This window comes from Alkalibacterium indicireducens (assembly GCF_039522005.1).
GTDB lineage: Bacteria > Bacillota > Bacilli > Lactobacillales > Carnobacteriaceae_A > Alkalibacterium > Alkalibacterium indicireducens.
Map to the genome: position 1 here is coordinate 1 of NZ_BAAADA010000073.1, position 14,395 is coordinate 14,395.

Sequence of the window (14,395 nt, forward strand, 5' to 3'; positions counted from 1 at the left end):
CATATCTTTGGCGTAATCTGAAACAGGGGGCGTGATGACTTTTCTTCGATACTTTATAACTAAGACAAGGTTGTAATACATCGAGAAGACTGAATGATTGTTGTTGTCCAATTCCATTGATGCCACTTCCTTTCTGTTGGTTACCACTGAGTATAGTATACAACAAAAATGACAGATTAACCACTTCAAGCTATCGCTTGACCGAAATTCATCTCCCACTTTCACTGGTGCTTCGCACCCATACGCTTAGAAGTGGGAGACTTCTTTCGGAATTACGTTAAAGTTCATGAGATTCTTTGACTTATTAGTGCCATTAAACGGCCTCTAGTTACAGCTTATGAAATTATGGCTGTCTTAAATGCCGTTAAATGGCCTCTAGTTATAGTTCATGAAATTATGGCTGTCTTAAATACCGTTAAATGGCCTCTAGTTATAGTTCATGAAATTATGGCTGTCTTAAATACCGTTAGATAGCCTCTAGTTACAGCTCAGTCACACATTATCCTTCGATAATCCTCTTAAACTCCAAATAGTTACACTTTAGCTCAGAAAAGTATGGTAAATCCCACTCGTCTCTCTCCTAATTATTGTTCAGAACCCCATTCGAAGCTGGACTTATCATTAGACTAAATTACTCCTTCAATTATTGTGCTTTTCCATAAGAAAAAGCAGCCGATTGAACGGCTGCTTTCCTATAAATTATTTGAGAACTGACTCTTTCTTCACTTCTTCATCCCGGCCTAGCTTTTCCGGAGTTTTTGCTCTGACATCATACAGCTTTTCAAACTCATGGGCAATTCGATTGGTACCTTTGAGTATTTCACTGCGGGTGATGATGCCTTTGAAATAATTATTGTCATCTACTACGGTGATGAAGGCATGATTGACTAAGGCATGAAGAACCTCTTCCAGTTCAAAGTCTTCTTTCACCACAGGATAGTCTGTATCCATTACTTCTCTTACTTCAATTTCTCCCAATTTCTCAAATTCGACATCTTCGATATTCATGATTGCCTGAAATATTGTGGGCATGGATATTAGCCCACACATTTTTGATTCATCATCAAGAACGGGAACAACTGCATATTTATCAGATGTTAAAATAAGTAAGGCGTGATTCAGTCTGTTCTTTAAACCTACGACAGCAACTTCTTCTGCAGGTTTGACAAGGGACCTTTCACTAGAAATAAGTAATGATTTTATTTTCTCACCTATCAATTTATTCACTCCTCGTATCCAGTCTTCTCATATATTTTACCCTTTCTGATATATTATCCCAACTAAAAAGGTGTATAAGGTGAATTTTCTTAGAATAATTTTACACGTGTTTACCTTAAGCTAGAATATGATGGATTAAGTCATTATAATAATGGCAATATGATGAGAATCCTGATCAGTCAGTGAGATTAAATGATTTAGTCAGTTCTTTAACTTCATTATGATCACGGTCATAGTATGTGAACGAGACCTGGTGATTGTCTTTATCCAAATCCATGATCAGATATGTGCCTATCTCTCGGTCTCTGGGCTGGGCAATGCTTCCGGGATTTATGAAAAAGATGCCGTCTTCTTCTTCAACTTTCGGGATATGGGTATGTCCGTAAAAGGCGAACTGACAGTTCTCTTCTAGTGCACGTGTCTTCAGCTCATTATAGGACCGCTTCACGCCATGGCGATGTCCGTGGACAATCAGGAAGCGGTCCCCTTCCAGTTCCTCCACTCGTTCAGATTTAAAGCCTTCTGCTATATCCATATTCCCTTTAACTGTTTTGAAATTCTGCCACAACGGATGGGTTTCAAGTAGTTCTGAGTCCCCGCAGTGTATCCACTCATCGGCTTCTTCCTGATAAATCGAAAGAAGTTCTTCCATATAGTAGGTATTGCCATGATTATCACTGACGCAGATTATTCTCATTGAGCTTTCCTCCTCATTGGTTTTGAAGCCAGTAGTCGAAAACATTTTCCAAATTTTCCAGTGCCACTGCCCTATGACTGATTTTATTTTTTTCCTCCTCAGTCAGTTCTGCCATGGTCTTTTTCTTGTCCTCCAGATAGAACAGAGGATCATAACCGAATCCGTTTTCTCCTCGTGGGACACCCATTATTTTCCCGGCTACTTCCCCATCGACTACCAGAGAGTTTTTGCCTGGCATCGCAAGAGCAAGTGAACAGTGGAAGACAGCTGTCCGGTCTTCATCTTTGACATCTGCAAGCTCATTCAGCAGTTTAGCGTTGTTTTTTGCATCATTCTTCTCTTCTCCAGCGTAACGTGCCGAATAGACTCCCGGCTGACCATGAAGAGCTTTTACTTTCAAGCCGGAATCGTCCGCAAGCACAAGCGTCTCAAACTGTTCAGCTATCGTTTCTGCTTTAAGCAGGGCATTTTCTTGAAAGGTAATTCCTGTTTCTTCAATATCCGATACCTCGGGGTAGTCGAGAAGTGTTTGTACGGCATAGCCCTTCTTATTGAATAAAGCTTCAAATTCTTTAGTTTTTCCTTTATTCCTTGTTGCGATCACTATTGTCTTGGTCAGTTCATTCACTTAAATCAATCCTTCTAATGATATATGTGCTATTTCCAGTGAATCATTCTCCATCCATTCAGCTGCGATTACTCTGAACAGTTCTGCATCTCCAGTCGTGAATATTTTCATCATCGGAGACTGGTGGTCTGCTTCCGCTTCGAGTTGTTCCTCTTTAAGAACATCTCTGATTGATTCTGCAGTCAATGCTCCGGAATCAATCAGCTTGACTTCTTCGCCCATCACTTTCTGTATATAGTCGGACAGGAGCGGAAAATGTGTGCAGCCTAATATCAGCGTATCTATAGTCTGTATTTTCAGAGGTGCCAGCTTTTCAGCTACGACCTGTTCTGCATCTGGACCAGTGTGCTGATTTGCTTCCACAAGATCGACAAATTCTGGGCAGGCCAGGCTGGTAACCTCTACAGCTTTTCTTTCTCTTGCAATCGACTCTGAATAGAACTGCGAGTCTACTGTACTCTGAGTTGCGAGCACTCCTATGTGCCCTGTTTCAGATAGTCGGGCTGCTTCTCTGCTTCCGGCACTGATGACGCCGATTACCGGGATACTAAGTTTTTCTTTCAGGAGAGTAAGTGTTAATGCTGTGGCAGTGTTGCAGGCTATGACGATCATTTTTACATCATGAAGCAGTAAAAAATTCACAAGTTCTTCCGTATACTTGATAATTTCTTTTTCTGTGCGGTTACCGTAAGGATTTCTGGCACTGTCTCCGATATAGATGAATGATTCATCAGGAAGCAGATGCTTGACAGCTTTTAAAACGGTCAGACCTCCAATTCCAGAATCCAGTAACCCTATGGGTCTATTTGACATACATAACAACCTTTACTTTCAGACATCACAAACACTGATGTCATAAATTTAGTTAATAATTGACAGACTTTATCGATCTGACTAGAATCCAGAACACAAACACTGTAAAATAGTAACAGATGTTCCGGTCTCTATATAATTATAAAGAATCCGGCTATAAATATAAAGACTTGTCGCTCCCATTATAGAAGTCAGGAGTCAAAACGGACATCATTCAATTTATTTTTTATAATTATCTACTATTGATCGAGGTGAAAGAATGACTAGTAACACAAACCAGCATCCCCCGCATCAAGGCATTTTACTTCTTAGAGATTCACTGCTTCCTAATCTTCTGAAAGAAGACCAGTCTGAGATATTATACTGGGCCGGAAAAGAGCTCGCCAGAAGCCATACCTTTACCAGCCTGGAAGACATCATCTCCGCTGTAAAAGAAGCTTCTTTTGGCACCTTGACGCTTCTGGAACAGAAGAAATCATCTTATCTTTTCCAGCTTCACGGTGAGATTGTTCATTCAAGACTAAGTGAGCATACGGATGCTGATTTTTCTCTGGAAACAGGTTTTCTGGCACAGGCCATACAGACTTACACAGAAACCTATACTGAAGGATCATTCAATATCGTCAGAAAGAAGAAGGTTGTAGAAATTATTCTTCAAGCTGACAGAAAAGAATCTGTGGACTAAAAGTGTAAGAAGGCAGATAGTTTAGCAATCGTATTTGACCGACAGTTTAGTGAACTGTTGCTCACTATTGCTTATGTATCTGCCTTTTTCTGCAGACATAATTTCATTGAATTTACTCCACTAGCGGCACTCATACTGACCAGTTCAACGTTATTGTTTCCGAACTGCACACCTGAGACAATCTGACCATATGCCTTGAACCGTTGAAGGCAGTTTCCGGAAGCATCTATTACGCTCATGCTGGGATAATCAATTTGAATTCCACCATATTGGTAAGGGACGATTATGCCGCTGCTTACAAGATTCCTGATCAGGGGCTGCTGCAGGCTTAATGAACGTTTCAAGTCGGTATCCTGTCCCGTACAGTTGACTACAACATCTGCATAACTCATGTCTCCCTGCTCCGTTTCCAGCTCAAACTCTGAATTCTTTTTCGTTATCTTTTTCAAATCTTTTACTACTTTAATATCCTCTTTGTAGAGATGCTTGATTAAATAAGTGGCAGTTTTTTGAGGCAATGGCGCTTTGAATCGCTGCCACTGCTTTCCGTAAGTCTGTATAAATTCATCTTTATCTTTGTCCGGCAGATTGATCCAGATGATAGGGTAACATTTTCTCATGTGTCGGATCAGCGACTGGAATTGCCCCAATGCATCTGTATACGTCAGGTCCATGGCCATTCCCCGCATCGTTCCTTTGCCTAAATTCTTCCATATCCATTCTGTATCGATGCCATGCTCATCCATTTCTTTTAAAAACCAGTCTTTAACAAGAGAGAGTGTGATCTGTTTTCCGCCGGCAATCAGATCGCTTACTTTATCAGGGCAGAAGTAATGCATCGTGACTGAGGGCTCATTCCCCCTCACTGATGAAAATAAACCGTCTCTTGAGTAAAATGTAATTTCAGAAAGTGGGTGTTCTTTTCTCAAAAACAGCAAGGCGTCCAGAGCAGTAAGCCCTGTTCCGATCAGAGCGATTTTTTTCTGTTCAACCGACATCATTAATTGCTTGTCAGCGGGATATGGATCGTAGATATACCCTGGTGTCCCGATCAGCTGGTACGGGTCTTGATAAGCTAGGTGTCCGGCTGTCAGATGGACCATTTCAACCCGCTGTCTGGTCTTTTCTGTCACGATTCTATAGATATCCTCATCCAGCTTTTCAATATTCTGTACGTCTTCGTATATCACCGTGTAATTCAAAGTCTCTAGCCAGATGCTCATCCTCTCTTTTAAATACTCTCCGAACCAGCTTCGCGGAAGATGAGAATGGTAAACCGTTTCGGCTGATTTATTTTCTTTAATCCAGTCCAAAAAATCGTCCGGATTATTCGGATCAATCGTCATCGTTTCTGTGTACTGATTGATCAGCAGACTTTCATCATCTGACCGGTAAGGAAAGCCTGTTCCGAACTGATCAGGCCGGGTATAGAGAAGAAGTTCCAGACCAGCTCGTTCTTCTGACGAAAACTGCCTATTCATTTCTCTTATAATGCTGATACCTGCTACGCCCATTCCTACGATAGCTACTTTCATTCTTGTCCTCCTAAAACTTAATCGTACTCCCTTCATTTTAACAGATAATCTAGTTTCTAGGCATAAAAAAAGTGCCACCTATTCTTACTTAAAAGAAAAGATAAACACTTTACTGTTATAAATTGACATTTAATGGCACACTGTTGATAACCGTCGTTTCATTATCAACCATTTTAATAAATCGTATCTCACGGGCATCCCAGCTCATTAGGTCATTGAAAGAGTAATCGTTTTTTCGAAGAACAACATCCAATGGACAATCAAGTTCATCGTCTGCATTATAAAAGACATCACGGTCCTCTACCTGGAGTTCCACTGATTTATCTTTACATTCAATTATATACTTGTACTGAATCGTTGTTGTCAGCACAGTTTGACATTGTTCATTCTGTGACATGTGACCACTCTCCAAACTGAAAAATATGTATAAACGACCCACAAGGATTGTAGAAAAGATTGAATGTTCAGGTCAGGATTGTTTTTTAATCCTGTTAGACCACCATTCTATAATAGTCTTCATTAGAATGATAGGCTCTTTCGGTCTATTACCGATTATATCCATTGAAATGTCATAAAGCATTCACATTTATACACTTAAATCATTACAGATTCTGTCTAGTATTCTGGACTATCTTTTAATATCTTTTAAGAGAACGCTTTTAACTATTTAAACATAATTACATTAAGGTTATATGACAAGATTGTATTTTTTTCATAAATTACCAGTGTAGTGCATAACTTAATGGTATTGTAACTATTCTATTCCACTTTTTAGGGTCTGAACAGAAAAATTCCGCCACCTTATGGTAAGGCAGCGGAATATCTATCAAAGCGATGATTATTTGTGTTTAGCCAGCGTTTCTTCGATCTGTTCTTTGCTGTGGTAACCGATCAGCTTATCTACGACTTCTCCGTCTTTAGTTACAAGAAGTGTTGGAATACTCATGATACCAAACTTGCTTGGTGTCGCCTGGTTGGCATCAACGTCCATTTTGAAGTAGTTCACACTGCCGTCGGACTCTTCGTTCAACTCGTCGATGACCGGTGACTGCATACGACAAGGCCCACACCATGTTGCCCAGAAGTCGACTAAAGCCAATCCTGAATTTGTTTCCTGTCCAAAGTTCTGATCTGTTAATTCTCTAACCATTATTGAACCTCCTATAAGTTTACTGAGCTTACTTATTAAAAGTAAGTCGCTTGATCCATTGTCAGTATAGCAAAATTTAGTACCCTTGTCTAGCTTTTGAATCTGATTATTTAAAGGTCACGATTGTGGCACCACTTCCGCCCTGATTTGCCGGAGCATCTTCGTAAGTTTTGACTTGAGAGTGTTTTTTAAGATATTGATGCACACCTTTTCTGACTGCGCCTGTCCCCATACCATGAATGACAGTCACTTTAGGGTAGTTGGCAAGTAGAGCCTGGTCAATGTATTGATCCACGCGATTGACTGCTTCTTCCACACGTTCGCCGCGTACATCGATTTCAGTCGACACACCGGATGATGAGGTCCTTTTGACTGACACCCGGCGGTCCGCTTCCTTCTCATCTTCGATCTGAATAAGATCGGCTTCAGGCAATTTCATTTTCAGCATCCCCATCTGCACGACCCAATGCTTCCCATCAGCTTTTTCAATGATCGTGCCTTTCTGTCCGAAAGACTGAACGGATACAGAATCGCCTACTTTAAGTGTCTTTTTCTGCTTCTGCTTCTGAAGAACTTTATTTTTCTTAAGCGTCTCTTCTTCTTTTCTCAGTCCGGACAATCTTGACTGGGCATCGATCAGTTCATGTTCTTTCAGATTACCTTGCTGACCGCCGTCAAGCTGACGCTGTCTCAGCTCCTTAATGATTCGTTCAGACTCTTCTCTCGCCTTGTCAACAATAGCATTGGCTTCTTTTTCTGCTTTTTTCTTCAGCCTGTCTTTTTCATTCTGATAGTCTTCGAAGGCAGTCTTCAATTCCCTATGAAGTGCCTGAGCCTGTTTCAAGTCTTTTCTTGCCTTGTCAGCCTGCTGTTCGGCTTCATTTCGTCTTGTCTCCAGATCCTGGATCATCTGGTCTACACTCTGGCTTTCTCCACTCATCAGCTGTCTGGCAGAATCAATGATCATGTCATCCAGTCCAAGACGTTTGGCAATCTCAAAAGCATTACTGCGTCCAGGTATCCCTATAAGCAGGCGATAGGTCGGGCTGAGTGTATCTACATCAAACTCCATGCTGGCATTGATCGTTTCCGGGCGGTTGTATCCATATGCTTTCAGTTCAGGATAATGGGAGGTGATCATAACAAAACTGCCTCTCTGAGCGATAGCATCAAGAAGCGCAATGGCCAGCGCCGCCCCTTCCTGAGGATCGGTCCCCGCTCCAAGTTCATCCAGAAGCACTAGACTTTTCTCATCGATTTGTTCAAGAATCGATACGATATTAGTCAAATGTGATGAGAATGTTGACAGACTTTGCTCAATCGACTGCTCATCTCCAATATCAGCGAGCACACTGGAGAAAATCCCCATTGTACTGTCTTCTTCAACTGGCAGGAAGAGCCCCGACTGGCCCATCAGCTGCAGGAGACCCAAGGTTTTAAGAACCACTGTTTTTCCGCCGGTATTTGGTCCGGTAACGATCATCGTCTTGTAGTCTTCACCAATAATGATGTCATTTGCTACAACTTCCCCTTCATTCAGAAGAGGATGACGTGCCTTTATCAACGCAACATGATTGTCTTCTGACACATCAGGTTTCACTGCTTTGATAGCCTGGGCATAACGACCTTTGGCCTGAATGACATCCAGCTCGACTAGACTGTTCAGTTGAGCCGAGATAGCTTCTCTGTATGGGTCGATTTCTTCCGTCACTTCTTTGAGAATACGGTCGATCTCATTCCTTTCAGCCACCTGATACTGTCTTAACTGGTTGTTCAGATCGACCACGCTTTGCGGCTCTATAAAGAGTGTCTGTCCCGTTGAACTCTGGTCGTGGACGACACCTCCAAATGTATTTCTGTTTTCCTGTTTGACCGGAATCACATATCGGTCGTTTCTCATTGTAATAATAGCGTCAGTCAGAAAACGGGCTTGGGGGCCTCTGACTATGCTTTCCAACTTCTGGCGGGTACGGCTTTCCGTCTGCTTGATGCCTTGTCTGAGTCCTTTAAGCTTGGAACTGGCATCGTCCAGCACATATCCCCCTTCATCGACTACAGAAAATATAGTCCGCTCAAGTTTAGCAAAGGTATCCAGCCCACTGACTTTCTCATACAGCTGTTTTAAAGGGACCGCTTCTTCCTGTGCTTTAGAAAAGAATGTTTTTATTTCACGAATTGTTTTCAGTATTCGACCGATCTGCGCTAGTTCCAGACCATTGAGCGTTCCCTGTATCCGCACCCGGTTGAGGTGAGGACGAATATCTTCATAGGCTGCAAGCGGCATTCCTCCTTTTAGTCTCAGAAGCAAGACGGCGTCTTCCGTTTCTTCAAGCTTTTCAGTGATTTCTTTAATGTCTGTTATTGGATGCAGCTGACGCGACCGTTCCCTTCCTAATGAAGAAACGGTATATTCGGATAACTGCTGTATAACTTTTTCAAATTCCAGTTTTTTAAAGGATGCCTGAACTGTCTTCATTCATTTTCTCTCCTTATTGTTCCCACTTATAGCGGGAGCCTTACTAATTTTCTTTTAAGTCTTCGGACAAAAAAGGATGGCCTCCAGAGCCTCATACTGTCTCCTTCGATCCATCCTCCATTTATACATGTCTATTCTTCAAGTCCTTCTATGACCCACCATTCGTAAAACTGTCCGGATAATTCCGGTGTCGTCGTTACAATATTTCGCGCCACATTGCTTGCTTCAAACTGGTTCTGAATGATCGGCAGTGGTACGGTCGATAGGACGAACAGTACTAGAAACAGCCCGATGTAGTGGACCACAAAACTGATCAGTGCTCCTCCAATAGCGTTGAGGGTTCTGACAACTGGGATGTCCGCCAGGAAATTGAACAACCCGCCGATCAGTCTTGTCACCAGCCAGCCTGCAAACAGGATGAGGATAAATGAAATCCCTTTATAGAAAGCCCCGTCAAGATTGAACAGGAGATCCATGCTGTATAAAACGAATGGATTGGCCGATGTCGACGTAGGTGTCGGATAGGGAATCATCATTTCAGCAAAGCCACTGAGCTGCTGATAGTAGGTCAATGCAAACCAGAATGATAAAGCATACCCGATAGTCAGCACCAGCTGAAGGACGAGTCCCCGTCTGGCTCCGCTGTACAGGGACAGCAGTAGTATAAATAAAATAATAAACGTTAATATCATAATTGTCTCCTTGTCTGAAACAACAGAAGCCGATTCTGCTTTTACTCTAAGTGTTCCAGTTTTTTCTTGATGTCTTCCAGTTCTTTGCGCATAGTCAGCTGGTCAGATACAGCATTGATTGCAAGCAGGATCGCACGTTTTTCGTTACTTAAACCCTTTGTGAGTTCTTTTAACTGCTTCATCTGTTCATCCACTGTTTCAGCTACGGTTTTCATGTGTTCCTGTGATTTAGGTCCAACGATAGTGTAGCTCTCTCCGTCAATGGTTGCTTTATAACGTCGCTTTCCCTCCGGCATGAAAAAGCCTCCTCGCTTCGCAAATTCTTTCTTATAATAACATGAATCCATGATTTATGCATTATATCGACCGTCATTTCTGAAATTTCGAGCTCTTCTTCTGACACTAAACAAAAATGCTGCCTTTCCCTTCTCAATTAAAGACCCTGCGTCTTTAATGTGAGAGGTAATCGGCAGCATTTACCTATTTATTGCTCAACTAAAAGTCGATTTAACGAATGTCAGCCTGGACTCGCTCGACCAGTGCCTGTTTCACTTTTTCGAAGTCTGAGTTGACTTCTTCTTCTTTCAAGGTCGCTTCCGGATTCAGATAAGACAAGGTATAAGCTAGAGATTTCTTGCCTGCTTCGATATTGTCTCCCTGATATAGATCGAACAGGCGGATTGAACGAAGCCATTTGCCTCCTACCTCTGTCATCACATTCATGACTTCTGCGTGAAGAACGGATTCATCTACGACAAAAGCAATATCTCTGGATGTCCCAGGGTATTTGGGAATCGATTCATAGGACAAAGTGTCCTGTTCATTCGCAAGGAATGGTTCCATATTCAATTCAAAAACAACAGTATCATTCAAATCACGGTCCTGAGCAAGCTGAGGGTGCAGCTGTCCAATAACTCCGATGTACTGACCGTTCCATAATACTTTAGCGGTACGCCCTGGGTGCAGTTCAGGCAATTCTTTAAAAGGGACGAAGGAAATGCCTTCAATAACGCCGAGAGTATCGAGCCACTCTTCCACGATGCCTTTGACCGCAAAGTAATCGACACGTGTTTCAGTTTCCTGCCAGCTGTTCTCCACTAATGAGCCTGTCATGACGCCTGCCACATGAGTCGTTTCTTTCGGCAAGTCTTTTTCCTGTCGGGTAAAAATGCGTCCAATTTCAAACAAGGCCACATTCTTTGTCTGACGGGCGACGTTATACTGAACATTGTCGAGCAGGCCACTCAAAAGACTTTGTCTCAAGGCTTTATGCTCTTCGCTCATCGGCCAGTCGAGTTCTACTGGTGCGCTCTCCTCCAATGAGAAGGCTGCTGCTTTTTCTGTAGTAGTCAATGCATAGCTGATTGCCTGCCCCAGTCCGCAACCTTCCATATAATGCCGGGTGAAACGAGTCAGCTTCTGGGCATGAGTCAGTTCTCCCGGTACTGATTCACTGCGAGGCAAGGTAGAAGGGATCTGATTGTAGCCGTAAATACGGGCCACTTCTTCAAGAAGATCCGCTTCAATACTGATGTCCCAGCGTCTTGGAGGAACCGTTACACTGATTTCATCCACAGTCACTCTGTTTTCGAAACCCAGTCGGCTAAAGATATTTTCAACTTCGCCAACCGTCAAGTCAGTACCAAGAGAGCCATTTATTTTATTTAGAGTAGTCGTTACAGTCTGATAAGCAGGTTCTTCCGAGACAACTTCTGCCGTACCGGATACGACCTGCCCCTTACCTAATGAGGCAATGAGAGCCGCCGCATGGTCCAGCGCATCCTGCACTGTTTCTTTGTTCAGGCCTTTTTCAAACCGTGAACTGGATTCACTTCTCAAGTTCAGTGCCTGTGCAGTCTTACGGATTAGGCTGGATTCGAATACAGCTGATTCCAGTGCAACAGTTTTTGTTTCTCCGGTGACATGTGTATTTTCTCCACCCATGACTCCTGCAAGAGCAACCGGATCTGCTCCATTAGTGATGACGAGATTGTCTGAGGACAACTTTCTCTCTTGTCCATCCAATGTGACTAGAGTTTCAGATCCTCTGGCACGTCTGACCAGGATGTCTTTTGAGTTCAATGCATCATAGTCGAAGGCGTGAAGAGGCTGACCATATTCAAGCATGATGTAGTTTGTCACATCGACTACTGCATCGATCGGACGGATGCCTGCATGCATGAGTTTGCGCTGCAGCCACAAGGGACTTTCAGTTACAACAAGGTCCTTGATAACTCGCATTTTATAGATCGGGTTGTCTTCACTGTTCTCTACTGACACATTGACATATTCATCTACAGAATCCGTCGGGTCTTCGCTCAGATTGACTCCAGTAAACCTGGGTGTCTGTTCAAGGATCGCTCCAGCTTCATAAGCGACACCTCTCATACTCAAGGCATCGGCCCTGTTCGGTGTGATATCCAGTTCGATGAATGCATCATTCAGACCAAGATACGGCAGGGCATTTTCTCCAATTTGAGCGTCTTCCGGAAGCACATAAATACCATCCTCAGAATTTTTAGGAATCACTGAGTCAGAAAATCCCAGTTCTTCAAGCGAACAGATCATCCCATTTGAGACGACTCCTCTCAGCTTGCTTTTCTTGATCTTCAATCCATTCACCAGACGTGCGCCCGGCAAGGCGACAATGACTTTTTGTCCGGCCTTTACATTCGGTGCGCCGCAGACGATCTGTATCGGTTCGTCCTGTCCGACTTCTACTACAGTTACGTTCAGGTGATCGGAATCTGCCATACGTTCAGCAGTCAGCACATGACCGACGACGATATTTTTCAGTTCATTGGCCGGTTCACTCACACTGTCGACTTCGATCCCAGTTAGTGTGATCTGTTCTGCCAGATCACGAGGAGAGACCCCTGACAGGTCCAGTGATTCATTCAGCCAGTTATAAGATACTTTCATGTTATTCTACCCTTTCCTCTTGAATTGTGTTAAGAAACGCTGGTCGTTCAAATAGAAGTGACGGATATCATCCACTCCATATTTAAGCATGGCAATACGGTCTGGCCCTAAACCAAAGGCAAAGCCACCGTATTTAGATGAATCCACGCCAGACATTTCCAGCACATTCGGATGAGTCATACCGGCACCCAGGATTTCGATCCAGCCGGTTTTCTTGCAGACGTTACATCCTTCACCGCCACATTTAAAGCAGCTCACATCCACTTCAACAGAAGGCTCTGTGAACGGGAAGTAACTTGGTCGCAATCTGATTTCTCGTTCTTCGCCGAACATTTTCTTAGCCAGCAGTTCCAGGGTCCCTTTCAGATCGGCCATAGTGATATTCTCATCGATGACCATCCCTTCGATCTGGTGGAACTGATGAGAGTGCGTCGCATCATCCGTATCTCTTCGGTACACCTTACCAGGGCTGATCATTTTCAGAGGCCCTTCTGAAAAGTCGTGATTCTCAAGCGTACGCGCCTGAATTGGTGAAGTATGTGTACGCAACAGCACATCCGGCGTGATGTAGAACGTATCCTGCATATCTCGGGCCGGGTGATTCTGAGGCAGGTTGACCCGTTCGAAGTTATAGTAATCAGACTCCACTTCGTTTCCTTCAATAATCTGATAACCCATACCTAGAAACAGATCCTCTATATCTTCCATGATCTGAGTAAGCACGTGTGTCTGCCCCTTTTTCACCTGTCTACCTGGAAGCGTCACATCGATTGTTTCTGCTTCTAGCTGTTTCTGTAATGATTCTTTTTCAAGGCGTTCCTTTTTCTGAGTAAGCACGGCAGTCAGTTCGTCTCTAACTTCATTCGCTTTCTTACCGATAACTGGTCGCTGCTGCGGCGAAACATCTTTCATTCCTTTAAGAATACTCGTTATTTCCCCTTTTTTCCCTAAATAGCTGACACGGATCGCTTCTATTTCCTTTACAGAATCAGCTGAATCGATGTCAGTGACTGCTCTAGCCAGTACACCTGTTAATTGTTCTTCAATTCCCATCTTCATACTCCTTCAATAAATTATTTAACATAATCGAGTAGGAGACTAGTCATTAATTGACTAGTCGACCTCTCACACCACCGTACGTACGGTTCTCGTATACGGCGGTTCAATAACTTGAATATCTCTAACGTTCATACAGTAGTATTAAATCTTTTAATCTCCACTGTTCGAGCTTCTTATTTGTTATGGCACGATGTAAAGTTTTACTTCGCGCGAGCCTCCAGTAAGCCTTTCGGCTACCAGCCATTTTGAGTGCATCATCGTGTTCTATCCCCAGTTGTTTTAATTTTCTATATCGAGTGGATACTTTCTTCCATCTCTTCCAAATCAATTGTCTTAGCCGATGATTCAACCACGATTTAATTTCAATCATAAAAGATTTCATAAATCCGATTCTATAGTAATTAATCCATCCTACCGTTACACGGTTGATGTCCTTCACTATATCTTTGAAAGAGCCTGGTCGATTGCGACGAGTTAATTTTCTGAGTTTATTCCGGAATTTTTGTTTCGCCGACTTACT

At 42.9% G+C, this 14,395-nt stretch carries 12 protein-coding genes and 2 pseudogenes; 1 reads left to right on the plus strand and 13 read right to left on the minus strand.

The annotated features are described in order from the left end of the window. The 4 genes and pseudogenes from ABFX15_RS04730 to racE form a co-directional block, all read right to left on the minus strand. Positions 1 to 117 (minus strand): annotated as a pseudogene (locus ABFX15_RS04730) (IS200/IS605 family transposase); the annotation flags it as partial. A gap of 582 nt (positions 118 to 699) precedes the next feature. Continuing rightward, on the minus strand, positions 700 to 1,227 hold the full coding sequence (cbpB, locus tag ABFX15_RS04735; protein ID WP_346024342.1) for a cyclic-di-AMP-binding protein CbpB: 528 nt from the start codon (positions 1,225 to 1,227) through the stop codon (positions 700 to 702). Positions 1,228 to 1,393: 166 nt separating this feature from the next. After that, entirely contained in the window at positions 1,394 to 1,915 is a 522-nt protein-coding gene (locus tag ABFX15_RS04740; RefSeq protein ID WP_346024343.1) for a metallophosphoesterase, read from the minus strand. 13 nt (positions 1,916 to 1,928) lie between these two features. Beyond that, positions 1,929 to 3,356: pseudogene (gene racE, locus ABFX15_RS04745) on the minus strand (glutamate racemase). Positions 3,357 to 3,615: 259 nt separating this feature from the next. Here racE and ABFX15_RS04750 point away from each other — a divergent pair. Continuing rightward, positions 3,616 to 4,041 carry a YslB family protein gene (locus tag ABFX15_RS04750; protein ID WP_346024344.1) on the plus strand — a complete coding sequence of 142 codons (426 nt, stop codon included), beginning with the start codon at positions 3,616 to 3,618 and terminating at the stop codon, positions 4,039 to 4,041. A gap of 71 nt (positions 4,042 to 4,112) precedes the next feature. On the opposite strand, the gene ABFX15_RS04755 is transcribed toward ABFX15_RS04750, so the two are convergent. The 9 genes from ABFX15_RS04755 to ABFX15_RS04795 all read right to left on the minus strand — a co-directional run. Beyond that, the gene (locus ABFX15_RS04755) at positions 4,113 to 5,576 is read right to left on the minus strand and encodes an FAD/NAD(P)-binding protein (RefSeq protein WP_346024345.1); all 1,464 of its coding nucleotides are present in this window, start codon (positions 5,574 to 5,576) and stop codon (positions 4,113 to 4,115) included. 115 nt (positions 5,577 to 5,691) lie between these two features. Then, positions 5,692 to 5,973 (minus strand): hypothetical protein, encoded by a 282-nt coding sequence (locus tag ABFX15_RS04760; RefSeq protein ID WP_346024346.1) that lies wholly within the window; start codon positions 5,971 to 5,973, stop codon positions 5,692 to 5,694. 441 nt (positions 5,974 to 6,414) lie between these two features. After that, on the minus strand, positions 6,415 to 6,726 hold the full coding sequence (trxA, locus tag ABFX15_RS04765; RefSeq protein WP_346024347.1) for a thioredoxin: 312 nt from the start codon (positions 6,724 to 6,726) through the stop codon (positions 6,415 to 6,417). A gap of 106 nt (positions 6,727 to 6,832) precedes the next feature. Then, entirely contained in the window at positions 6,833 to 9,202 is a 2,370-nt protein-coding gene (locus ABFX15_RS04770) for an endonuclease MutS2 (protein ID WP_346024348.1), read from the minus strand. A 131-nt stretch (positions 9,203 to 9,333) separates the two neighbouring features. Then, complete coding sequence (locus tag ABFX15_RS04775; protein WP_091266287.1) at positions 9,334 to 9,894, minus strand: CvpA family protein; 561 nt, start codon at positions 9,892 to 9,894, stop codon at positions 9,334 to 9,336. A gap of 41 nt (positions 9,895 to 9,935) precedes the next feature. Beyond that, complete coding sequence (locus tag ABFX15_RS04780) at positions 9,936 to 10,190, minus strand: cell division protein ZapA (protein WP_091482258.1); 255 nt, start codon at positions 10,188 to 10,190, stop codon at positions 9,936 to 9,938. Positions 10,191 to 10,401: 211 nt separating this feature from the next. Beyond that, entirely contained in the window at positions 10,402 to 12,816 is a 2,415-nt protein-coding gene (gene pheT, locus ABFX15_RS04785; RefSeq protein ID WP_346024349.1) for a phenylalanine--tRNA ligase subunit beta, read from the minus strand. Between the two features lie 6 nt (positions 12,817 to 12,822). Beyond that, on the minus strand, positions 12,823 to 13,869 hold the full coding sequence (gene pheS / locus ABFX15_RS04790) for a phenylalanine--tRNA ligase subunit alpha (protein ID WP_346024350.1): 1,047 nt from the start codon (positions 13,867 to 13,869) through the stop codon (positions 12,823 to 12,825). 127 nt (positions 13,870 to 13,996) lie between these two features. Beyond that, positions 13,997 to 14,395 (minus strand): group II intron maturase-specific domain-containing protein (locus ABFX15_RS04795; protein ID WP_346024351.1); only part of this gene is annotated, 399 nt, incomplete at its 5' end.